The 22,340-nt window shown below is 46.4% G+C and carries 28 protein-coding genes; 17 read left to right on the top strand and 11 right to left on the bottom strand.

The window, feature by feature from the left end; genetic code table 11:
- Positions 1-157: 157 nt before the first annotated feature.
- The 7 genes from pcnB (at position 158) to MDMS009_RS12190 (ending at position 6,550) form a co-directional block, all read left to right on the top strand.
- The gene (pcnB, locus tag MDMS009_RS12220) at positions 158-1,498 is read left to right on the top strand and encodes a polynucleotide adenylyltransferase PcnB (RefSeq protein WP_237700525.1); all 1,341 of its coding nucleotides are present in this window, start codon (positions 158-160) and stop codon (positions 1,496-1,498) included.
- Entirely contained in the window at positions 1,498-1,986 is a 489-nt protein-coding gene (gene folK / locus MDMS009_RS12215) for a 2-amino-4-hydroxy-6-hydroxymethyldihydropteridine diphosphokinase (RefSeq protein WP_043888333.1), read from the top strand. Before pcnB ends, folK begins: the two co-directional genes overlap by 1 nt.
- Entirely contained in the window at positions 1,983-2,642 is a 660-nt protein-coding gene (locus MDMS009_RS12210) for a deoxynucleoside kinase (protein ID WP_008291796.1), read from the top strand. Before folK ends, MDMS009_RS12210 begins: the two co-directional genes overlap by 4 nt.
- 2 nt (positions 2,643-2,644) lie before the next feature.
- Positions 2,645-3,439: a 3-methyl-2-oxobutanoate hydroxymethyltransferase gene (gene panB / locus MDMS009_RS12205; protein WP_008291834.1), complete on the top strand. Its 795-nt coding sequence runs from the start codon at positions 2,645-2,647 to the stop codon at positions 3,437-3,439.
- Positions 3,439-4,293, top strand: a complete 855-nt coding sequence (gene panC / locus MDMS009_RS12200; protein WP_008291824.1) for a pantoate--beta-alanine ligase — start codon at positions 3,439-3,441, stop codon at positions 4,291-4,293. Before panB ends, panC begins: the two co-directional genes overlap by 1 nt.
- Before the next feature lie 51 nt (positions 4,294-4,344).
- Complete coding sequence (panD, locus tag MDMS009_RS12195; protein ID WP_008291788.1) at positions 4,345-4,725, top strand: aspartate 1-decarboxylase; 381 nt, start codon at positions 4,345-4,347, stop codon at positions 4,723-4,725.
- Positions 4,726-4,834: 109 nt separating this feature from the next.
- Positions 4,835-6,550 (top strand): GNAT family N-acyltransferase, encoded by a 1,716-nt coding sequence (locus tag MDMS009_RS12190; protein WP_008291795.1) that lies wholly within the window; start codon positions 4,835-4,837, stop codon positions 6,548-6,550.
- On the opposite strand, the gene MDMS009_RS12185 is transcribed toward MDMS009_RS12190, so the two are convergent.
- Both MDMS009_RS12185 and MDMS009_RS12180 read right to left on the bottom strand, forming a co-directional pair.
- On the bottom strand, positions 6,547-7,014 hold the full coding sequence (locus MDMS009_RS12185) for a YchJ family protein (protein ID WP_043888332.1): 468 nt from the start codon (positions 7,012-7,014) through the stop codon (positions 6,547-6,549). The two genes, MDMS009_RS12190 and MDMS009_RS12185, sit on opposite strands and share 4 nt — an antisense overlap.
- Positions 7,015-7,067: 53 nt before the next feature.
- Complete coding sequence (locus MDMS009_RS12180; RefSeq protein ID WP_008291789.1) at positions 7,068-7,832, bottom strand: Rossmann-fold NAD(P)-binding domain-containing protein; 765 nt, start codon at positions 7,830-7,832, stop codon at positions 7,068-7,070.
- 132 nt (positions 7,833-7,964) lie between these two features.
- On the opposite strand from MDMS009_RS12180, the gene MDMS009_RS12175 reads away from it, so the two are divergent.
- Positions 7,965-8,492 carry a retropepsin-like aspartic protease family protein gene (locus MDMS009_RS12175; protein WP_008291801.1) on the top strand — a complete coding sequence of 176 codons (528 nt, stop codon included), beginning with the start codon at positions 7,965-7,967 and terminating at the stop codon, positions 8,490-8,492.
- Here the strand turns inward: MDMS009_RS12175 and MDMS009_RS12170 are convergent.
- The 7 genes from MDMS009_RS12170 to MDMS009_RS12140 form a co-directional block, all read right to left on the bottom strand.
- A complete protein-coding gene (locus MDMS009_RS12170; RefSeq protein WP_036315967.1) occupies positions 8,481-8,759 on the bottom strand; it encodes a hypothetical protein in 279 nt (92 codons plus the stop codon). The genes MDMS009_RS12175 and MDMS009_RS12170 overlap by 12 nt on opposite strands.
- Positions 8,749-9,420: a lytic transglycosylase domain-containing protein gene (locus tag MDMS009_RS12165; protein WP_008291799.1), complete on the bottom strand. Its 672-nt coding sequence runs from the start codon at positions 9,418-9,420 to the stop codon at positions 8,749-8,751. The genes MDMS009_RS12170 and MDMS009_RS12165 overlap by 11 nt, the downstream gene beginning before the upstream one ends.
- The gene (locus MDMS009_RS12160) at positions 9,420-9,887 is read right to left on the bottom strand and encodes a CopD family protein (protein ID WP_043888328.1); all 468 of its coding nucleotides are present in this window, start codon (positions 9,885-9,887) and stop codon (positions 9,420-9,422) included. Before MDMS009_RS12160 ends, MDMS009_RS12165 begins: the two co-directional genes overlap by 1 nt.
- A 30-nt stretch (positions 9,888-9,917) precedes the next feature.
- The gene (locus tag MDMS009_RS12155; protein WP_008291804.1) at positions 9,918-11,435 is read right to left on the bottom strand and encodes a fumarate hydratase; all 1,518 of its coding nucleotides are present in this window, start codon (positions 11,433-11,435) and stop codon (positions 9,918-9,920) included.
- Between the two features lie 10 nt (positions 11,436-11,445).
- On the bottom strand, positions 11,446-13,155 hold the full coding sequence (locus tag MDMS009_RS12150) for a proline--tRNA ligase (protein ID WP_008291786.1): 1,710 nt from the start codon (positions 13,153-13,155) through the stop codon (positions 11,446-11,448).
- An 80-nt stretch (positions 13,156-13,235) separates the two neighbouring features.
- On the bottom strand, positions 13,236-13,571 hold the full coding sequence (locus MDMS009_RS12145; RefSeq protein ID WP_008291835.1) for a phenylpyruvate tautomerase MIF-related protein: 336 nt from the start codon (positions 13,569-13,571) through the stop codon (positions 13,236-13,238).
- Positions 13,572-13,581: 10 nt separating this feature from the next.
- On the bottom strand, positions 13,582-14,040 hold the full coding sequence (locus MDMS009_RS12140) for a DUF4124 domain-containing protein (RefSeq protein WP_008291831.1): 459 nt from the start codon (positions 14,038-14,040) through the stop codon (positions 13,582-13,584).
- A gap of 54 nt (positions 14,041-14,094) precedes the next feature.
- Here MDMS009_RS12140 and MDMS009_RS12135 point away from each other — a divergent pair, with 54 nt between their 5' ends.
- A complete protein-coding gene (locus MDMS009_RS12135) occupies positions 14,095-14,934 on the top strand; it encodes an RluA family pseudouridine synthase (protein WP_008291802.1) in 840 nt (279 codons plus the stop codon).
- Positions 14,935-14,987: 53 nt separating this feature from the next.
- A complete protein-coding gene (locus MDMS009_RS16410; RefSeq protein ID WP_036315948.1) occupies positions 14,988-15,188 on the top strand; it encodes a hypothetical protein in 201 nt (66 codons plus the stop codon).
- Here the strand turns inward: MDMS009_RS16410 and MDMS009_RS12125 are convergent, their stop codons facing one another.
- Positions 15,189-16,505, bottom strand: a complete 1,317-nt coding sequence (locus MDMS009_RS12125) for an MATE family efflux transporter (protein ID WP_237700524.1) — start codon at positions 16,503-16,505, stop codon at positions 15,189-15,191.
- A 63-nt stretch (positions 16,506-16,568) separates the two neighbouring features.
- Positions 16,569-18,581: a sodium-translocating pyrophosphatase gene (locus MDMS009_RS12120; protein WP_043888326.1), complete on the bottom strand. Its 2,013-nt coding sequence runs from the start codon at positions 18,579-18,581 to the stop codon at positions 16,569-16,571.
- Positions 18,582-18,730: 149 nt separating this feature from the next.
- Between MDMS009_RS12120 and MDMS009_RS12115 the strand changes: the two genes are divergently transcribed.
- The 7 genes from MDMS009_RS12115 to MDMS009_RS12085 form a co-directional block, all read left to right on the top strand.
- On the top strand, positions 18,731-19,522 hold the full coding sequence (locus tag MDMS009_RS12115) for a sulfite exporter TauE/SafE family protein (RefSeq protein ID WP_008291808.1): 792 nt from the start codon (positions 18,731-18,733) through the stop codon (positions 19,520-19,522).
- A 21-nt stretch (positions 19,523-19,543) separates the two neighbouring features.
- Positions 19,544-19,714 (top strand): rubredoxin, encoded by a 171-nt coding sequence (locus tag MDMS009_RS12110; protein ID WP_008291810.1) that lies wholly within the window; start codon positions 19,544-19,546, stop codon positions 19,712-19,714.
- A 92-nt stretch (positions 19,715-19,806) separates the two neighbouring features.
- Positions 19,807-20,346, top strand: coding sequence for an inorganic diphosphatase (ppa, locus tag MDMS009_RS12105; protein ID WP_008291814.1), 540 nt, complete (start codon positions 19,807-19,809; stop codon positions 20,344-20,346).
- A 74-nt stretch (positions 20,347-20,420) separates the two neighbouring features.
- Complete coding sequence (gene serB, locus MDMS009_RS12100) at positions 20,421-21,263, top strand: phosphoserine phosphatase SerB (protein ID WP_008291815.1); 843 nt, start codon at positions 20,421-20,423, stop codon at positions 21,261-21,263.
- Between the two features lie 70 nt (positions 21,264-21,333).
- Positions 21,334-21,645 carry a Grx4 family monothiol glutaredoxin gene (gene grxD, locus MDMS009_RS12095; protein WP_008291787.1) on the top strand — a complete coding sequence of 104 codons (312 nt, stop codon included), beginning with the start codon at positions 21,334-21,336 and terminating at the stop codon, positions 21,643-21,645.
- 8 nt (positions 21,646-21,653) lie between these two features.
- Positions 21,654-21,983, top strand: coding sequence for an ATP-dependent Clp protease adapter ClpS (clpS, locus tag MDMS009_RS12090; RefSeq protein ID WP_036315939.1), 330 nt, complete (start codon positions 21,654-21,656; stop codon positions 21,981-21,983).
- Positions 21,984-22,020: 37 nt separating this feature from the next.
- Positions 22,021-22,340: Clp protease N-terminal domain-containing protein (locus MDMS009_RS12085; protein WP_043888325.1), on the top strand; the 320-nt coding region annotated here is incomplete at its 3' end.

The following is a 22,340-nucleotide window of genomic DNA, read 5'->3' as shown; positions in this document are numbered from 1 at the left end:
GAGCTGTTGTGCAACAGTTTTGAACGCAACAATTTTTGCTTTCACAAAAACATATCGTTTTTTTATATGTTTTTCGATAATGGTTTAGCGACGCGATTGACATAACACATGGTATTATTCACAGCTTATGCTGTCTTTAAACAAAATCTTTACAAAGTTGGTCAAGGGCAAGAATGGCAATGCCAGCCGAAAGCCTGAAGAACCTATTATCGTGCCACGTGCCGAGCATGACATTTCGCGTAAGCAAATCAGTCAGAATGCATTGAATGTATTGTATACACTCAAAGACGCTGGTTTTGAGGCCTACCTCGTTGGTGGCTGTGTGCGTGATTTATTGCTGGGCCACGAACCCAAAGACTTTGATGTCTCTACCAATGCGCTACCGGAGCAGGTTCATAAACTTTTCCGGCGTAGCCGCTTGATCGGGCGCCGGTTTAAACTGGTTCATGTGCGTTTTGGGCGTGAAGTGATTGAAGTGGCGACATTCAGAGCACCGCCGGGAGCAAATGGTGATGTGGATGCGCAGGGGCGAATTGTTCAAGACAATGTTTACGGCACCTTAGAGCAAGATGCCTGGCGCCGCGACTTTACGGTGAATGCCTTGTATTACAATATTCGTGATTTTTCGATTATTGACTATACGGGTGGCATCGAAGATCTCAATGCCGGCGTGATACGTCTTATTGGTGATGTCGAAACACGCTATCGTGAAGACCCTGTAAGGATGCTGCGCGCGTTACGATTTGTCGCCAAACTCGGTTTACAAGTCGATGCAAAAACCGAGCAAGGGATATTTAATTGGGGCAGTCTGCTCAAAGATATTCCTCCGGCACGTTTATTTGATGAAACACTCAAACTCTATTTAAGCGGCAATGCAGCCGTCACCCATGAACTACTTTGCCACTATGGCTTATTTGATCATATGTATCCGCAAACTGCGGTGTTGCTGCATCAGGAAGAAGATAACTATCCACGCACTCTGTTAATGAAGGCATTAGAAAATACTGATAGCCGCATTGATGCTAACAAACCGGTGACGCCTGCCTTCTTGTTCGCCGCGATATTGTGGGAGCCCGTGAGACAGAGAATGCAGTTGCTAATGGAAAATGGTATGCCCGAGATACCAGCCATGCAGCGTGCAGCGTCTGAAGTGATTACCGATCAAATACAACGGGTTGCCATTCCTAAACGTTATAGTTTGGTGACGCGTGATATTTGGACATTACAACCTCGCTTGACGAAACGGCAGGGCAAGCGTGCCTTCAAATCATTGTTGCACCCAAAGTTTCGTGCAGCGTATGACTTTCTTGCCTTACGAAGTGATGCTGGCGAGCCTTTGGCTGAACTCGTCGATTGGTGGACAACATTTCAGGATGTGTCAGCTACCGAGCAGCAAACGATGGTGGATACACTGGGGGGAGAGCCTCAGGGGCGAAAACCGCGTCGCCGTCGTCGGCGCAGAAAACCGGCAGCGAAGAAATCTCAGGATCAGGAATAATGCACGTTTACATCGGCCTTGGCAGTAATTTGGACAATCCTCAAACCCAGATAAAAACAGCCATTGATGATATCGCACAGCTTGCTCAGACAACGCTGGTTCAGACATCATCGTTATACAAAAGCCCACCAATGGGACCGCAAGATCAACCTGATTATATAAACGCGGTTGTCAGTGTGGATACCCATTTATCAGCGCATGCCCTGCTTGATGCATTACAAGCAATTGAACAGTCACATGGGCGAATTAGAAAGCGTCATTGGGGCGAACGAACCTTGGATCTGGATATCTTGTTGTTTGCGGATCAGGTCATTAACGATGAACGTTTGAACGTGCCACATCCGGGCATATCAGACCGACCGTTTGTCTTGTATCCGCTTGCCGAAATTGCGCCGGATTTAAATATTCCTCAACGAGGCAATATCAAGCAACTGCAGAAAACCTGTCCGCCAGAGGGCTTAGATAAAGTGGAAAATAGCGCGTTATGAATCCTACCTTAGAGCATCGTTATATCGTAGTGGAAGGCCCGATAGGGGTCGGAAAAACGCATTTAGTCAAACGCTTGGCAGAGAGCTTTGCAGGCACGATATTACTGGAACAGCCCGAGCAAAATCCTTTTTTGGAAAAATTTTATCTCTATCCGAAACAGTCAGCCTTACCGACGCAGCTGAGTTTTTTGATGCAACGGGTGAAGCTTGGTAAAACACTCAACCAAGATGACTTATTCAACGATTTACATATCGCCGACTTCATGGTCGAAAAAGACAAATTGTTTGCCCAGATTTCCTTAGATGATGATGAATTGGCCCTTTACAATATGGTGTATGACAATTTGACCTTACACCACCGAACACCGGACTTGGTTATCTATCTACAGGCCTCGCTGCCAGTACTGAAATCACGTATTAGTCAGCGTGGTATTGGCTATGAACAACACGTGGAAGAGGGCTATCTGAAACGATTAGCGGACACCTATGCTGACTTCTTCCATTATTACGATGCCTCGCCATTGCTGATTGTGAATGCTGAGCAGATAGATTTGGTGAACAGTGAACAAGACTATCAGCAATTGCTGGAGCAAATCTGTTCCATCCAAAGTGGCAGACATTATTACAACCCGTTACCGGTAAAAGGGAAGAAATAATTATGAGTCGTCTGAGCCTGACAACTTTGCGCAAAATGACAGCAGCGCAGGAAAAGATTGCTGTTTTGACTGCCTACGATGCAAGTTTCAGTCATGCACTGGAAGAAGCAGGTATTGATGTTATTTTGGTGGGTGACTCACTGGGTATGGTTGTGCAAGGGCAAGAGAGCACCGTACCCGTGACGGTCGATGATATGGTTTACCACACTGCCAATGTCGTCAGAGGCAGTGAGAAGGCTTTTGTCGTCGCGGATATGCCATTTATGAGTTATGCCAATGCAGAACAGGCGATTCGTAATGCCGCCCGTTTGATGGCGGAAGGTGGCGCGCAAATGATTAAGCTCGAGGGCGGGGCTGTTATCGCTGATACCGTAGCGCAACTCTCAGCCCGAGGTATTCCAGTTTGTGCGCACCTTGGTTTATTGCCGCAATCGGTACACCGCTTGGGTGGCTATATCGTTCAGGGCCGAGAAGCTCAAGCAGCCGAAGAACTAATGGCTGATGCCATTAATTTGCAACAGGCGGGTGCTGATATGTTGGTATTGGAGTGTGTGCCAGCGGAACTGGCAGCGCGTGTCACAAAAGAGCTGACTATTCCAGTGATTGGCATTGGTGCCGGTAAAGAATGTGATGGTCAAGTATTGGTGCTTTACGACATGTTAGGTTTGACTCCAGGCAGACGTCCTCGTTTTAGTCATGATTTTCTGGCAGACACGGGTGCGATTCAGGCTGCGATTACTAAATACGTACAAGATGTGAAAGCGGGTACTTTCCCTGGGCCGGAGCAGCAATTTTAATGCAGGTGGTAGATAATCTTGTTGCGCTGCGTACTCGCGTAAAAAACTGGCGTCAGCATAATGAAATTGTGGCGTTCGTGCCGACGATGGGTAATCTTCATGATGGCCATTTGTCACTGGTTCAAAAAGCACACGAGTTAGCGGATCGCATTGTAGTGAGTATTTTTGTTAACCCGCTACAGTTCAATGATAAAAACGATCTGACCGCTTATCCACGTACATTGACTGATGATATCAAGCTATTAAGTGAACTTGATTGCGATCTGGTTTTTACACCATCCGATGAAGTGATGTACCCCGAAGGCATGGATAAGCAAACAAGCATTCATGTTCCGGGTATGGAAGATAAATTGTGTGGGCTAGGGCGGCCAGGTCATTTTGATGGTGTCGCAACGGTAGTCACTAAACTATTCAATATGGTTCAGCCTGATATTGCTGTGTTTGGTGAGAAGGATTACCAGCAATTGATGTTAATTAAAAAGCTGGTACAAGACTTGAATTTAGCCGTTGATATTGTTGGCGCGCCAACGCGTCGAGATGAGACCGGTTTAGCGTTGAGCTCGCGTAATAATTTATTAACGGAGAAACAGCGCGTTCAGGCGCCATTACTGCATGAGCAAATTTTACTGTTAAAAACGTCGATAGAAAATGGCATTGACGATCTTGACGTAGCCATTTCTGATGCGCAAGATCACCTTAAACAGGCTGGATTCGAGCCAGAGTATCTTGATGTTCGGCGCGAATCAGATCTGGCGTTAGCACAGCTCGGGCAGGATACTGCCTTACGTATACTGGTAGCTGCACGATTAGGTAATGTTCGTTTGATAGACAATATTGCCTGTAACCTTGCCTGATTTTGGTTAAAAAGCGATAATATCGGGCTAATTCATAAGATTTTGTCGGCTATGCAACTGACCTTTTTAAAAGCTAAATTACATCGCGCCTGTGTGACTCATTCCGAACTGGAATACGAAGGCTCATGTGCGATTGACGGTAAATTGCTGGAAGCAGCGGGTATTCATGAATACGAGCAAATCCAGATTTACAATGTCGCTAATGGTGAGCGCTTCACTACCTATGCCATTCGCGCGGAAGATGGCTCGAACGTGATTTCGGTTAATGGTGCCGCTGCGCATAAAGCGTCGCCTGGTGATCGTCTGATTATATGCGCTTATGTAACCTTGGATGCCGAAGAAGCGACAAGCCATAAACCGACCTTAGTGTATCTGGACGAGAATAACGATATCACCCATATGCGTCATTCAATTCCGGTGCAAGCAGCTTAATCCAATCACGTAGAGCTGGCGCAGCGTCACATAAACGTCATCAAACTGTTATCAAGTTGTAACAGCATATCTCTATCCTTGCCGCAAATAGGCAAGGTAGAGATAAAAAATGCTCAATATTGAACAAGCAGTTCAACAGAAATTCCCCAAGTTTCAACACACCAGCCCATGGATTCGTAAACCGACACTGGGCTTTCTACGAAAAATCACTCACGAACAAGAAGTAAACCTGTTTTTATCGACCCATCAGGATCTGCGAGGGTTTGATTTTATTGAACAGGTATTGGACCATTTCGATTTCAGCTACAGCATCAGCCATCGCGACAGAAATAATATTCCTGCAACAGGACGCGTCGTCATCGTCGCTAATCATCCGTTAGGTGCGCTTGATGGGCTGTCTTTACTCAAGCTGGTGGGGGAAGTACGTCGTGATGTAAAAATTGTTGCTAACGATATGCTGATGAATTTTGAAGCTGTTGAATCCTTATTTCTGCCAGTCGATAATCTGTCTAAATCGACGAGAAAAAGTAGTATCTCTCGTATTATTGACTGTTTGAATAATGAAGAGGCAGTCATTGTTTTCCCCGCAGGTGAAGTTTCACGAATTCGTCCTAGCGGTGTCAGGGATGGAAAGTGGAATAGTGGCTTTTTGAACTTTGCCAAAAAGACTAACGCGCCCATCTTGCCGATTTTTATTGGCGCACGAAATTCATCCCTTTTTTATAGTGCATCAATGGTATACAAGCCCTTATCAGGAATGATGTTGGCGCACGAAATGTTCAATAAACACTCCAAGAACATTGTCATGCGAGTCGGCGAATCCATTCCCTACCAACAAATTGCACAACTGCCTCTGGTCAAAGCCGAAAAAACCAAACTCTTACGACGCCACCTCTACCGTCTTGCAAAAGGCAAAAAGCCGTTATTTAAGACAGAGCAGACGATTTCCCATCCACAGGAACGTCGCTTTATAAGACGTGAATTACAGCATGCGGAACTGCTTGGTGAAACAGCTGATAATAAAAAGATCTATTTGTTCGACTATCAACCTGATTCGGCGGTCATGCATGAGATTGGTCGCTTACGCGAAATAACGTTCCGACAAGTCGGTGAAGGCACGGGTAAGCGCCGAGACATAGATAAATATGATCGCGATTACCGGCATTTAATTTTGTGGGATGAACAAGAGTTGGAAATTGCCGGAGCCTATCGTTTAGGTGAGGTTAAACGCATTCTGGAAAAAGAGGATAGCCGCGGCATCTATAGTCAGGAGCTGTTCGATTATGATATCGACAAAATGCAGCCATATTTTGAACGGGGTATCGAGTTGGGTCGTAGCTTTGTCAGCCCTAAATATTGGGGCAGACGAAGTCTTGATTACCTCTGGTACGGCATTGGTGCCTATCTGAAACGTTATCCAGAGATACGCTACTTGTTTGGGCCGGTGAGTTTGAGCAATAGCTATCCAGACTTTGCCAAAGCCTTGATTGTGAGTTATTACAAACATTACTTTGCCGATTCAGAGACGCTGGCAAAAGCCCGTGTGCCGTATAGCCCTGAACAGGAGCATCAGCAACGTATAGCGATGACATTATCTGAAACAGATAAGGATGAGGACTTCACGGCTATGCGCGAGCAATTGTCGCATATGAATGTCACTGTTCCCACGCTTTACAAGCAATATGCGGATGTCTGTGAGCAAGGCGGTGTGCGTTTTATCGACTTCAATATAGATGCAGATTTTGGTCACTGCATCGATGGTCTGGTCATGGTCGATTTAGCAAAATTGAAACCCGCTAAACGTAAACGCTACCTTGGTGACTAACTACCATGGCAGTGTTTAAACTTAGTTCCACTGCCACAAAAGCAGGGCTCATTACGACCTAATTTAATGTCAGGCATAAACACACCATCGTGATAAAACCATTGACCGGCCTCACGCGTGAAGCGTGATCGCTCGTGAAGTTGGACAAAAGGTGCATCTTCATAAAATGCAACAAACTCAACTTCGGCTAAATCATTCGCCTGTTTATGATCGAGTATCTTTAGCCCCAACCAAGCGGTTGTGTTGATGGTATTCTCAATCTGTTTTAACTCATCAGGGCGACGTTTAGATGGGTGCAATGTCGTTAATAAATAGTTTGCATGGCCAAGGCAAAAGGCACTGTAACGAGAACGCATAAGACTTTCAGCTGTGTTGGCGCCGTGGTTAGCCTGATGAAGGGGTTCGCAACAGTTTGCATAGGGCTTGCCGCTTAGGCAAGGACAAATCAGGGAGCGTTGATTCATAGCCTCGTATTCTACTGGATGGCCGCGATGATTTCTAAGTCATCAGACAAGGATTAATAATCTTGTATCGCCATCAAATCAGGATATTGAAACTGGTACTGCAAAACGTGCTTTGCTTTAGTATTACTGACGATTTTAAATAGAGGCAACTGTGTAGGCGCAAAATCAGGGGTAGGGTGGTCGGCTAGACTTGCTGCATGTGTATAAAATTCACGTTTTGTTGGGTGTGTGTCAGCACAGCCATTAAAGGTTTGTTGCCAGGCCGATTTTTCAAAAATGGCATCGATAATGCCAATACAATCATCAAGGTGAATCAGGTTGACGGGGGCATCTGCTTGCTGGACTTGTTTTCCATTTCTGAAAAAACGACCGGGATGGCGGTTAGGCCCAATTAATCCGCTAAAGCGTACGATCGTTGTTTCAAATGCTGTTTCGTTTTTGAAGCAGTTTTCGATTTGAAATAAGGCGCTGTCGGGGTCTTCAACACCTTCATCCTCAGTCACTGCTCGGTTCAGGTTTTGATAAACCGAACTCGAGCTGACAAACAGCACGTGTTTGATAGGACTTTTGCGAAGGGTGCTAATAAGACGCTCAAAACTGACACCGTTTTTATTGGTGATATTAATGATGAGTGAGTCAGTATTGAGAAAGTCAGGCTCGGGAGGATCTGGCAGATCGATATCGACAATATAGCTGTCAAAACCGGACTGAGCCAATTGACGTTGTTTTGCGTGGTTTCGCGTGGATAGCTTTACCTTGTATCCTTGTTGCATAAAATGCTCAGCAAGCGGTTTGCCAAGCCAGCCACTTCCTAGCATGCTGATTGTATTGATAAGTCACCTACCTGTTTTTGTTGAAACCATTCTAGCGTAATTGCGTATAAGAATAGTCACTGAATCTATAGGGTATTAGACTGTCTAACAAAATCAAACCTAGAGACGAAGGTAACGATGAGCGCACCAGAACTCCCCTCAATTTTTTCAGGAAAAGTGATAACGATACTGTTTTGGCTGCTATTGATGGGGTCGTTGACGCTGTTTTTTAATGGCTTCATTCAACAGCGTGATAACCCGAATAAAGCTTTATCAATAAATGACGGGAATCAAGGTGAGGTTAAGTTAGAACGCAACCGTGCTGGCCACTATCTTGCGCCCGGATTGATTAATGGTCATCCAGTCAACTTCCTCCTTGATACAGGAGCCACGCATGTTAGTGTGCCAGCCGGTATTGCCAAATCAGCGGGGTTAAAAGCAGGCCGCCAGAGCATGGTGACAACAGCGAATGGCGTGGTGCACGTTTATCAAACGACCCTGGACTCGGTGCAACTGGGCGGGATCACCATGCAAAACATTCATGCCAGTATCAATCCACATATGTCAGATGATGTTGTTTTACTGGGTATGAGTTTTATGAAACACCTGGATATTATCCAGCGTGATGGCGTCTTGACGTTGAAAGTGCCTGCGTCAGGATACTGAGATTTTAACGACTTTCATGTACTCAAAATCCATCCGCGCTATGGTTTCGACTTCCGGGTAATAAATCATATCCACCCGCGCCCCTTTTAATGACTTATATTTACGCCGGCGTTTGTATTTGAATGGGACTTCCTGGCCTTCAATCATCACGGTGTTTAATACCCAATCACCTTCTTGGCGTTGGACATGTGAGGCAACCTTCTGCATGGTGGAATGAGTCAGATCTTGATGTTCTGCAAGTAATTTTTTAGTAGTTTTAACTTTCACGTTGATAACGACGGTGCAAAATACCGACACGCTCCACATAGACTTTCGTTTCTGAATAAGGCGGAATGCCGTTGTACTTTTTCACTGCATTAGGACCGGCGTTATAAGCGGCAGTAGCGAGTTTAATATCGCCATTAAATTGTGATAGCAACTGGGCTAGGTATTTCACACCACCTTCAATGTTTTCATTAGCATTAAAGGCATTTTTAACACCTAAATCACTTGCTGTACCAGGCATTAACTGCATAAGCCCTTGCGCGCCTGCTTTTGACTTGGCTTTGTAGTTAAAGGCTGATTCTGCGTGAATGACAGCTCTGACTAAGGCTGCATCGACCTGATATTTTTCGGCCATTTTTTTTACTTCAGTGGCGTAAGAGCGGGTGTTAAGACTGATTGTATGCCAATTAATAGTCGAGTGCGGGTTGCAGGCAAAACAACTAAATTTAAGCACCTCAAAAGAACCATGTTGTGGTTTCTGATCTGAGAAAACAAAACCTTCACCGCTTTGTGACTTGTAAATGACGGTCTGCTGACCTGCACCGTCCACATTACTGAATTCAACACTGCCATCGGCTTTTTGAATGCGCTTGATGGTATCTGCTGAGAGGCTAGAGGAAGCGAACAGCAGGATTATCGGGAGGCTGATAAAAATCCTGAACACTAGCCGGCCCAATAGCGTCCAGAAGAGCCAATAATGATGGTCAGCAGGCCGAGCACCAGATTCAGTAGCACCAGCTTGCGGATCTGAGTCAGGTTGTTTCGCCCGGTGATCCAGTCTTGTTCAGCAACCGCCCACTTTAATTTTTTAAATGGGTTAAAGAAGACATGCATAAAAATTAACATCATAAAAATGCCGACAAGCAACATGATGTGTACATGTACACCAACTCCATCGACGCCACCCATGCCGCCAAGTCGATGTATCATCCAAAACCCGGTGACGAGTAAGGTGATGATGGCACCCCACACCCAGACAAAAAACAACTTGAATGTCTCGCTCCAGAGTGGAAGCCGTTGCTCGGGAGGCAGAAGGGTAGCAGCAGTAGGACGCAGTACCATATAGGCAAAAAACATCCCTCCAACCCATATAACGGCGGCTAGGAGGTGAAGAGGTATTGCTATGGCCATGACCGTTTCCTTGTATTACAAAACTATGTCTTACTCGATTGTAAGCGCTGCGAGCTTAATACGCCATTCTTTAGGTCCTGTTTCGTGCACAGACTGACCTTGGCTATCTACCGCAACAGTGACTGGCATGTTTTCTACATAGAACTCTCGAATCGCTTCCATGCCTAATTCTTCAAAGGCAATAATACGAGAAGACTTTATGGCTTTAGAGACTAAATAAGCTGCGCCACCAATAGCGATAAGATAAATAGAACGGTGCTGCTTAATGCTTTCTACCGTGGCTTGGCCGCGTTCAGCTTTACCGATCATGCCTAACAATCCGGTTTCTGCCAGCATCATATCGGTGAACTTATCCATGCGAGTTGCTGTGGTTGGGCCTGCAGGGCCAACGACTTCGCCATCAATCGGATCAACCGGACCGACGTAATAGATAAAGCGACCATTGAAATCGAGGCCTTCAGGTAATGGCTGACCTTTAGCCATTAAGTCTGCAATCTTCTTGTGGGCCGCGTCACGTCCGGTCAGGAGGTGACCACTGAGTAGCAAAGTTTCGCCCGGCTGCCATTGTTCAATATCATTCTGAGTAACGGTATCAAGGTTTACATGGCGCGTATTTTCGGCGGCCTGCCAAGTGATATCTGGCCAGTCATTCAAAGAGGGCGGTTCAAACTCTGCCGGGCCCGTGCCATCCAAGGTAAAGTGAATGTGGCGAGTTGCAGCGCAGTTTGGAATCATCGCAACTGGCAGTGAAGCCGCATGGGTTGGATAGTCATTAATTTTGACATCCAGCACCGTGGTCAGACCGCCAAGTCCTTGTGCGCCGATCCCCAGATTGTTCACCTTTTCATAGAGCTCAACACGGAGTTTTTCTGTCGCCGTTTTCGGGCCTCGCTCTATCAAATCCTGAATATCGATGGGATGCATCAACGATTCTTTTGCCATTAGCATGGCTTTTTCTGCGGTCCCGCCAACACCAATCCCAAGCATGCCTGGTGGGCACCAACCTGCACCCATTTTAGGAACGGTATCCAGCACCCAGCCAACAAGACTATCGCTGGGATTTAAAATGGTGAACTTTGCTTTGTTCTCACTGCCACCGCCTTTTGCTGCGATCAGTACTTCAACGCTATCACCAGGCACGAGCTCAGTATGAATAACAGCGGGGGTATTATCCTTGGTGTTCTGGCGACTTCCTAAAGGGTCTGATACCACCGATGCCCGCAATACGTTATCCGGGTGTAGGTAGGCACGACGCACCCCTTCATTCACCATATCTTCCAGACTCATGGTGGCTTTCCATTGCACATTCATACCGACTTTTACAAAAACATTGACGATACCGGTGTCTTGGCAAATAGGCCGGTTATTCTCAGCGCACATGCGTGAGTTCATTAGAATCTGTGCGATGGCATCTCGTGCTGAAGCCGATTGTTCGCGTTCATAGGCATTGCTCATTGCCTGAATGAAATCTTTCGGGTGATAGCAAGCAATAAACTGCAATGCATCTGCAACGCTATCAATCACATCAGATTCTTTGATTAAACTCATGGCTAAAATCTCAGCTCAGTTTTTGTTTGATCGTCTCAATGACAGATTCGATTGGGAACTCATCGCCTTCACCAGTACGACGCGATTTGTATTCGATCATGCCGTTATCAAGGCCTCGTTCGCCGAGAATCAGGCGATGTGGAATACCAATCAATTCCATATCGGCAAAGGCAACACCAGGACGCAGCCCACGGTCATCCAATAACACGTCGATACCGGCCGCTTGTAGCTGCTGATATATTTCTTCCGCTTTTTGTTTGACTCTGACTGATTTGTGCGCGTTCACTGGCACTAATACAACTTGGTAAGGCGCAATGGCTTCCGGCCAGATAATGCCGCGATCATCATTATTTTGCTCAATAGCTGCGGCAACCACACGTGATACGCCGATACCATAGCAACCCATGGTAATCACTTGAGATTTACCGGTCTCGTTCAACACCACAGCATTGAGTTTGCTGCTGTAGTTTTCACCCAGTTGGAAGATATGACCTACTTCGATACCGCGAGCGATATCCAGCGTGCCCTGACCATCTGGACTTGGATCACCGGCTACAACATTTCGCAGATCAGCGGTATCTGGTTCAGCTAAATCTCTTCCCCAGTTAACACCGGTAAGATGTTTATCATCGTCATTAGCCCCACAAACAAAGTCTGAGACAAAAGCAGCGGCATGATCAACAAGCACCGGAATGGTCAGACCGACAGGACCAATCGAACCGATATTGGCACCACATGACTCCAACACTTTTTCCGGTGTGGCAAATGTCAGCGGTTCAGCCACTAGGGGATGTTTTTCTGCTTTGATTTCATTTAAATCATGATCACCACGTAATACCAGTGCGACCACAGAGTCTTCTTCGGCACCCTCAACCAGCAGTGTTTTTAGGCATTGTGTTGCTGGTTTATTGAGGAATTGGCTGACGTCATCAATGGTATGTTGTTGCGGCGTTTCAACGGTGGTCATGGTTTCAGCAGCTGCGGCGCGTTGGCCTGCTGGCGCGATAGCTTCTGCTAACTCGACATTGGCTGCGTAGTCGCTTTGATCACTGAAAGCGATGGCATCTTCACCTGAACTCGCGAGCACATGAAACTCATGTGAGGCATTACCGCCTATACTGCCGGTATCCGCTTGAACTGGACGAAAGTCGAGGCCGATACGCGAAAAAATACGTGAGTAAGCAGCAAACATGTCATCGTAAGTTTGTTGCAGCGATGCGTGATCCAAGTGGAAAGAATAAGCATCTTTCATCAAAAACTCACGAGCACGCATTAATCCAAAGCGAGGACGAATTTCATCACGAAATTTGGTTTGGATCTGATAGAAATTAATCGGGAGTTGTTTGTAACTACGAATTTCCTGTCGAACTAAATCGGTAATCACTTCCTCATGGGTCGGGCCATAACAAAACTCACGCTGGTGGCGATCGGTAATACGCAGCAGCTCTGGCCCGTATTTTTCCCAGCGCTGACTTTCCTGCCATAACTCTGACGGTTGTACCGAGGGCATAAGAACTTCTTGTGCGCCTGCCTTATCCATTTCGTCACGAATGATGGCTTCGGTCTTTCTGAGAACTTTCAAGCCCATCGGAAGCCATGTATAAAGGCCTGACGCTAAACGACGTATAAGCCCTGCACGCAGCATTAATTGATGGCTGACAATTTCGGCATCAGCGGGTGTTTCTTTGAGGGTTGAAATGAGCAGGTTGGAGGCACGCATGAAAGTTTATTATTCCTGTTATGACTAAAAGGCACTGCTGGAAGCCAGCAGTGCCATAGGTTTCTGATTAAATGAAAAGACTAAAATGTACTGTGATTCCAGCCCCAGTTTTGACGTTCTGAGTCTGTCATGCTGATATAAACTCTTCCGCCATCAATGCCTAATTGTTCATTGATAAGCGTACAAAGTGCATCGGAAAAGGCTTGTCTGTCGCCGGGTAAGCCCAGCGCACGGTAATCGAGTATCGCTGTGGGGGCATCACTGCCACCAAACAGCATATTGGCTTTTTGCTCAACAGCAACCATGACATAGCTTTCAGGTTTGCCGGAGATCTTAGATACGGTTTGACTGGCTAATTTTAATAGAGACGCTTCGTCTTTGACTTCTTGATTTGTGACAATGTTTAGGTAGGGCATCTGCTTCTCCTTATTGGCAATAAAGATCTATCTTGTCTTGCAGGTCTTGAATTTTTTGTTGGCGCTCTTCCTCAGATGGCCTGGTGGCATTCCCTTCTTCATCGATTACGCGGCGACCGGGATTGTTTTGATAGCCGCGCAAATTATCTGTCGCTACCTGACAATTTGTAGCCAATTGAGCTTCTCGCTCTGCTTCTTGTTCGGCTGTTTCTTTCGCCTCTTGTTCGGCTTTTTCAGCAGCTTGTTGTTGCTCAATCAGTGTTTCAATTTCATTTTCATCTGTTTCAGACGCAATTGGCGGTGGAGGAGGGACGTCTATAGTCTCAGCCATGCCTGACTCCGGAGGGGTTTGTGAGTAATGGGTCTGGCCATTTTCATCAACCCATTTAAATATCTCGGCGTTGACGGAAAACGATAACAATACAGTCAACAATGCCAGGCAAACTTGCTTAAAATAAGGTATAACCATAATTCACACCGACTTAAATAAAAATAATTCTACGCCAAAGCGGCCAATCATAAAATGTCTTCTAGTTTAGCGCGTTTCGAAAAGCATATTAATGTGACTGAGTCAGGCAAGCTTGCTGTTGATATTCTGGCGTCAGAAACCGCTTTATCGAAACAGCAACTTAAGAAAGTGATGCTTAAAGGCGCAGTCTGGGTAACCACAGGAAAAAAGACCCAACGCCTCAGACGAGCTAAGCGACAGCTAGATATCGGTCAGACACTACATATTTATTACGACGAACATGTACTAGACTGTGAACCGGCCGAACCAGAACTGATTGCTGATATGGGCCAGTACAGCATCTGGAACAAGCCCTATGGAATGCTTTCACAAGGCTCAAAATGGGGTGACCACTGCACAATAACCCGTTGGGCAGAACAACACTTAACCCCGCAGCGAAATGCCTTTGTGGTGCACCGATTAGATAGAGCGGCGAATGGTCTGATTATTGTCGCGCACGAAAAAAAAGCGGCTGCATTATTGTCAGGTCTTTTTCAAAGCCGCCAAATCGAGAAGCGCTACCAGATCTGGGTCGAAGGTGAGTTTTCAGAACAAGCGACGGTGGACAACCCTGTCAAAGTCGATTTGGATCTGGATGGCCGTCATGCGGTGAGTTTTTTTACCCGACTGAAGTTTGATGCAAGCAAACAGCAAAGCCTGTTGGATGTACGAATTGAAACAGGACGAAAACATCAAATCCGGCAGCATGCAGCAAGCTTAGGTCATCCAGTGGTTGGCGATAGACTCTATGGCAATATACTCCAGCAAGAAAATTTACAGTTGAAAGCCTATTTTATGGCCTTTCGCTGCCCTTATACAGCAGAAGAAAAACAGTTTAACCTGTTGATTAATTGACAACTTATACTCACTAGGCGTAATGTCAAACTGTGATTAAAAGGAGTGTCGTTATGAACGAAAAACATCCTAAACACAGTCAAAACGAAGTCACCCCATCGCAGCTTACTCGCCGTGAAAATCGACAGACTCAGCGACGCATCGGGCATGACCGTCGTGACATGATTCGCTTTGAACCGAATAAAGATGATCGCAGAATTCGATCAGACAGGCGGCATGGCAATCAGACTTGGCGTGATAATCAGCCCGTTTGATCAATCACTGCTTCGCAACATTCCCGGTAGGTAAACGGCTTGGGCGATACTGCGTGCAGCGAGTAAAATGATTAATGCTGCCCATAAGCCATGGTTGCCAAAGCCCTGCAATAAAAACCATGCTGGTAAGTAACAACAGAATGTGGCAAACAACATCGTATTTCGCATTTCACGACCTAAAGTGGCGCCAACAAATAAGCCATCCAGTAAATACGACCAAACGCCAATGACAGGGGCTAATATCACCCAAAAAAGGTAGTCAGTAGCGCTCGCAGAAACGGCATCGATACTGGTTAATAAGTTTATTATCTGGTTGCCAAAAAAGTAATATACAAAACTGAACAGACAAGCGACGAAAAATGACCACGCACCATTTAATACGAGGCTGCGTTTGAGTCTGTGCCTATCAGATTGACCAATCGCATTACCTGTCATCACTTCTGTTGCATTGGCAAAGCCATCCAATACATACGCCATAAACGTAATAAAATTGAGTAGCACCATGTTGGCTGCCAGAGTGATATCACCTTGTTGTGCACCTTGATTGGTGAAAAAGGCAAAACAGAAAATCAGGCACAAGGTTCGCAACATAAAGTTGCCATGCAGGTTTAAGCCTTGTCGGTTGTTGAAGATCGATTGTAGTTCTTTTTTGAGTTGAATCTGTTTTAAGGCAAGCTGACGTCTGCTCAATATAAAAAGCGCAAAAATAAGGCCAATGTACTCAGCCATTACTGAGGCGAGGGCAACCCCATCTGCTTTCATGCCAAACTGATTGACTAGCAATAAATCGAATCCGATATTGCAGATGTTAATGACCAGTACAATCACTAACGCTGACCGTGATGCCCCCATACCAATGAGCCAGCCTAAAATGGCGTAGTTGAGCAGTGTTGCTGGCGCACTCCAAATTCTGATGTGGTAGTACTGCTGTGCCGCGGCGAGCACCTCAGGGCTACCCTCTATGATCTGAAACGCTAGCCAGCCAATAGGCGATTGCAGTAATAACAACAGGGCTGCGATGATGATGGCAAGCAAGCCTGACTGAATTAACACATTACGCGTCGCACTTTGGTTTGCATCACTGTTGGCTTGCGAGGTAAGTCCTGTGGTTACCATGCGAAGGAAACCGAAGCCCCAGAATAAAAACGTAAAGAGCATGGTGCCGAGCGCCACAGCGCCTAAGTAAACAGGTGAACTTAAGTGACCTACCACGGCAGTATCGACCATGCCTAATAGTGGTGTAGACAGGTTAGCAAGTATCATCGGGCCTGCTAGGGACCAGACTTTACGGTGTGTGACAGCGTGTGTGTATTGCAAAAGGTTTCCTAGAAACAACAAGACCACCCGAAGGTGGCCTTGCAGGTTAATACATTCACAAAATCAGATTAATAATGGCGCAATCACCAGACTGACAATCGCCATCACATTGATCAAGATATTCATTGATGGGCCAGACGTATCTTTCAGCGGGTCACCAACGGTGTCACCGACGACAACCGCTTTGTGCACTTCCGAGCCTTTGCCGCCATGGTTGCCCTTTTCAACGTGCTTTTTGGCATTATCCCATGCACCACCGGCATTCGCCATCATCAACGCCATCATCACACAACAGATTAAGGCTCCACCAAGCATGCCGCCCAAGGCTTCTGGACCCAGGCCGAAACCGACGACGACTGGCGCTAATACCGCCAAAGTACCCGGCAGAATCATTTTGTTTAACGCTGCCTTGGTTGCAATATCCACACAACGTGCCGTATCCGGTTTGGCTGTGCCTTCCATCAAGCCGGGGATTTCTTTGAACTGCCGACGTATTTCTTTAATCATATCGAAGGCAGCATCACCCACAGCGGTCATGGTCAGAGCACTGACCAAGAACGGGAATATGCCACCGAGGAACATACCCATCAACACAACCGGATTATTGATTAATAAAGCAAAACTGGGGTCGCCCAGCGTGATTGTTTCGATATAAGCACTGATGATAGCTAGCGCCGCCAAAGCCGCCGCCCCAATTGCAAAGCCTTTACCGATAGCTGCAGTCGTATTACCCAGTTCATCTAATGAATCGGTAATATCACGGGTTTCCTTACCCATTTCCGCCATTTCTGCAATACCACCGGCATTATCGGCAACCGGACCGTATGCATCTATTGCCATGGTAATGCCAACGGTGGCCAGCATCCCGACCGCAGCGATACCAACACCATACAAACCAGCAAAGTGACTGGAAACAAAAATAATCCCCGCGATAGTGAGAACAGGAATCGCCACTGACTGCATACCTAGAGCCAAGCCCCCAATCATCACCGTGGCTGGGCCTGTTTCACCGCTGGACGCGAGTTTACGAACGGGGGCACCACCAGTGTAATACTCCGTTACTAAACCCACGATGATGCCGCCTACAGCGCCAGACAGTACGGCAATCCACAGATTAGTCATCCCCCCTAGGCTAGTGATTAACAGCCACGAAACGATGATAAACAGCACGGAGGATCCCATGGTGCCAATACGCAATGCCACTTCCGGGCTTTTTTGTGAGAAAACTTTGACTGTCAGGATGCCAGCAATCGAGCAGAGTAGGCCGATTGAAGCTAATGCCAGTGGCATAAACATTAAGGTTTGTTGCGTATCGGCTAATTGACTGATGGCGAGTGTGCTCATGGTCGAGGCAATCGCAATAGTGGCTATCATCGAGCCACAGTAAGATTCGAAAATATCCGAGCCCATACCAGCTACATCACCGACGTTATCACCAACATTATCGGCGATGACGCCTGGGTTACGCGGATCGTCTTCCGGAATACCAGCTTCTACTTTACCCACAAGGTCAGCGCCAACATCAGCGCTTTTCGTGAAGATGCCGCCACCGACACGGGAGAATAATGCAACCGAGGAAGCGCCCATTCCGAAACCATGAATGGTGTGTGCGGTATGGGGATCTGAGCCATACAATAAATAAAGAATACCTAAACCCAGTAGCCCCATCGCAGCAACCGTTAGCCCCATGATAGAGCCACCAAAGAAGGCAATTGTTAGCGCATCTGCTGCACCACTGTCGCGAGCGGCTACAGCAGTTCTGACATTGGCTTTGGTTGCAGCGTACATGCCGATAAAACCGGCACTGGCAGAACAAATGGCGCCGATAAAAAAGGCCAGCGCACTATGCCAGCCTAGATCGGAAAGTCCAAGCGCGATAATAGAAACAAGACAGAAGATAGCGAGGCGGCTGTATTCAGCTCGCAAAAAGACCATAGCACCCAGATGGATCTGATCGCCGATGTCTACAACATTGCCTGAACCGGGAGATTGCGCCTTAACTTTGTTGTAAACCAGAAATGCACAGAATAATCCGAAAATCCCAAGAATCATTGGGACGTAGCTGAGTGACGTCATATGCTTTACCTCGTTATTATATTTAGAAAATACTGCTTGGAGCTGCTCCTTAATCTACGTTATGTGGTGCACAAACTTTTATACCTGTATCGTAACGGCAAGTAAAGTGGAGAAGTAGGCCTTGTTTTTCATAGGGATAGCGCACAATTATGATTGAATGGCTAAGCTATGCCGGTGCAGGAGTCATTGCAGGTTTGCTGGCAGGTTTGTTCGGTATCGGTGGCGGTCTTATCATCGTGCCGATTCTGCTACTGGTGTTTAGTTGGCAAACCATGTCAGCTGATGTTGCTATTCATGTTGCCATCGGCACGTCCTTGATGACGATTAGCTTGACCTCATTGTCTTCGATGCGAGCCCACCATCGTTATGGCACTATTGACTGGATACTGGTCAGAAAACTGACACCAGGTTTAGTGGTAGGGAGCATATCTGGCGCAGTCATTGCGGCGAATCTGTCCAGCCAGTGGCTACAATCTTTTTTCGGTGCGTTTGCTTTATTGATGGCTACCAGAATGTGGCTACCATCACCTAACACTCTCTCCCCAAAATTATTAGCCCATAGTGGCATGTCAGCTTATGGTTTGTTGACAGGCGTTATTTCAGCGATGGTAGGCATAGGTGGTGGCACGCTTGTGGTACCTTACCTAGTAATGGCGGGGCAACAAATTCAACGTGCGGTTGGCACGGCTGCGGCCTGTGGTTTCCCGATTGCCGTGAGTGGTGTGATAGGGTTTATTTGGATGGGATTGTCACAGCAAACGAACACGTCTAGCTGGCAGACAGGCTTTGTACATTGGCAAGCATTCTTGGGAATAATCTCAACCAGTATTTTTATGGCACCGGTTGGCGCCATAATGGCGAAAAAACTGTCGCATGGAAAACTGAGCAAATTGTTTTCGCTGTTATTATTAGTCGTAGGCGTCGTTTTTCTAAGCCGATAAGGTGAGATAGAGGAGGACATCATGAATAAATGGATATGTACCGTTTGTGGTTTTGTCTACGATGAAGCTGAAGGTATGCCGGAAGAGGGTATTGAGCCGGGCACAGCGTGGGATGATATTCCAGATGACTGGGTTTGCCCTGATTGTGGAGCAGTCAAAGAAGACTTTGAGATGATCCCTTTTGAACAGTAAGTGATAACCACAGTGTTTTAGAGTTTAATCCAGACGAAATTTCTTCTATAATCAGAGGTTTTGTTCACCCCCATAACTGGAGCTCAAGCACTATGAACCTCGACCGTGTTGGCTCAGGCAAAAAACTGCCTGAAGACATTAATGTCATCATCGAAATCCCTTCACACTCTGACCCAGTGAAATATGAAGTGGATAAAGAAACTGGCGCTTTGTTCGTCGACCGTTTCATGAATACGGCGATGTTTTACCCATGTAACTATGGTTATGTGCCTCATACATTGTCTGATGACGGTGACCCGGTTGATGTGCTGGTAGTAAGCCCGTATGCACTGATCAGTGGTTCTGTCGTTGCTTGCCGCCCGGTAGGTATGCTGAAAATGACTGATGAGTCAGGTGAAGATGCGAAAGTTATCGCTGTGCCCCATGACAAAATGTACGACCATATTCAAGACATCAACGATGTGTCACCGCTTTTGCTAGACCAACTGGCTCATTTCTTTGAGCACTACAAAGATCTGGAAAAGAATAAGTGGGTCAAGATTGAAGGCTGGGTAAATAAAGAAGAAGCTAAAGCTGAAATCGTAGCCAGTGTTGACCGTTTTAAAGCTGCACCGGTTAAACCTCAATTCTGATTGCTTAGTCAGGACATCTTCGGCGAGCTGGCTTGTTCAGTCTCGCCGATTTTTTTATCTAAAGCGGAACAGCCATGACAACTTTGGTTTTGCAGGGTACGGCGTTAAGCAGAGAAATCGCCGATCAAATTACTCTCCATGTTAGCGGTGCACTGAATTGGCAGCAAAAATTCGCCACTATCACCGGCGCCAGTATCGGTAAAGACGGTATTAATGCATTACGTCAGCAATATGATTTTGACATCAATATGTTGCCGGCGTCTTTTGATGCCAGTACCGTTGGGCTACTTGTTACCGACATGGATTCCACCCTCATCAGTATCGAGTGTATTGATGAAATTGCCGACTTTATGAACCTTAAGCCACAGGTCGCCAAAATTACAGAAGCTGCCATGCGTGGCGATATCGATTTCGAAACTTCACTCAGAAAACGTGTGTCTTTGTTAAAAGGGCTTAATGTTTCGGTACTGGAGCGTGTCTATGAAGAACGCTTACAGCTGAATCCGGGGGCTGAGGTTATGGTGGAAACATTAAAACAAAACGGTATCAAGCTGGCACTGGTTTCCGGTGGCTTTACGTTTTTTACCGACAGACTCAAACAACGGTTGGGTTTAGACTATACACAAGCTAACTTATTGGCTGAGAAAGACGGCAAATTGACCGGTGAAGTAGACGGTGAGATCTGTGGCGCTCAGACAAAAGCAGACTTTTTACTGCATTGTTGTGAGCAGCTTGACATCACACCAGCACAGACGCTGGCGGTTGGTGATGGTGCTAATGACTTGTTGATGATGGAACCTGCGGGCTTAAGTGTGGCTTATCACGCAAAATCGAAAGTGCAGCAACAAGCTGATACTGCCATCAATCACAATGGTCTTGATGCGATTTTGGGCTTGTTGCAGCTCAACTACAACTAACCTAAGCTTGAAATTATCAGCATCGACCCCATCTCAGCTTAGACAATTTTCAAACTAAGAGGATTTATCAATGGAAATCATGGAACGCATTAAGCAGGCGATTGAAAGCAATTCAATTATTCTGTTTATGAAAGGTACACCAGAATTCCCACAATGCGGCTTTTCCAGCCGTTCATCACAAGCCGTTGCGGCATGTGGTGCAGAGTTTGCCTTCATTAATGTTCTGGCAGAACCTGAAGTACGTGAGAATTTGCATCGCTACGCCGATTGGCCAACCTTTCCGCAGCTGTATATCAACGGTGAATTGATTGGTGGTTGTGACATCATCATGGAACTGTATGAAAACGGCGAATTGAAAAAAATGATTGATCAAGCGAGCTAAAAAAGCGCATGAGTCAGGATAACGATCACGAATGGCACGACGGTGACCACGAATACGCTGTTGCACCATCTAAGCCAGATTTGAAGCAGCCACCCAAGTATCGGGTGATTATGCTCAATGATGACTATACGCCGATGGATTTTGTGGTTGAAGTCCTGGAGAACTTGTTTGGCATGGGCCGTGAAAAAGCAACACAAACCATGCTGCAAGTTCACACCGAAGGCAGTGCGTTGTGTGGTATTTTTACTTATGAGATAGCTGAAGCGAAAGTCGAACAGGTCAACAGCTATTCTCAACGCCACGGCCATCCATTGCAGTGTACGATGGAAGAGGAATGACCCGGTTCGATATCCAACCAAATAGGTGGAATGCAAGATGTTAAGTAAAGAACTCGAACAAACTCTCAGTCAGGCATTCAATTATGCTCGGCAGCGCTCACATGAGTTTCTTACCGTTGAGCACTTACTGCTTGCCTTACTGGAAAATGGTCAGGCTCTTGCCGTTTTGAAAGCCTGTGATGTGGATATTGCAATTCTAAGGCAGGAGTTGAGTGACTTTCTTGCTGACAATTTGCCAACCTTGCCTGAAGACAGTGAGCGTGAAACACAACCAACACTGGCCTTCCAACGTATTCTTCAACGTGCTGTCATGCATGTGCAATCGTCTGGTGGTACAGAAGTATCGGGTGCAAACGT

Source organism: Methylophaga thiooxydans DMS010, assembly GCF_000156355.1.
Lineage (GTDB): Bacteria > Pseudomonadota > Gammaproteobacteria > Nitrosococcales > Methylophagaceae > Methylophaga > Methylophaga thiooxydans.
The sequence above is the reverse complement of the archived record's forward strand: the minus strand, read 5'-3'. Positions and strand labels throughout refer to the sequence as shown.